Annotated in this window: 1 protein-coding gene; it reads left to right on the top strand. The window is 31.3% G+C overall.

Annotation, left to right across the window (positions count from 1 at the left end):
- Positions 1-24: 24 nt before the first annotated feature.
- Positions 25-326 (top strand): transposase (locus IV88_RS09040; protein WP_162258651.1); only part of this gene is annotated, 302 nt, incomplete at its 3' end.

Below are 326 nucleotides of genomic sequence, written 5' to 3'. Positions count from 1 at the left end.
AAAACATATAAGGCAGGTAATCTCATGTACAAAAATTATAACACAGACCAAACAAACTTAACTTTAAACTTCAACTTAGATATACCACATAATCACATTGCACGATTAATTAGTACTTTTGTTGATTCTATTCCAGAACAACTACTTTTACACGAAACTTCTACTACAGGCCGTCCGGCCTTTCACCCCGCTATGTTATTGAAAATGATTCTATTTGCTTATTCAAGAAATATCTATTCTGGACGAAAAATGGAATTACTTAATGAAGAAAGTATTCCCATGAAATGGTTGAGTCAAGATAGTTCAATTTCATACAAAACAATTAA

Source organism: Pediococcus argentinicus, assembly GCF_001437605.1.
GTDB lineage: Bacteria > Bacillota > Bacilli > Lactobacillales > Lactobacillaceae > Pediococcus > Pediococcus argentinicus.
This window is presented reverse-complemented; position numbering and strand designations above follow the sequence as displayed.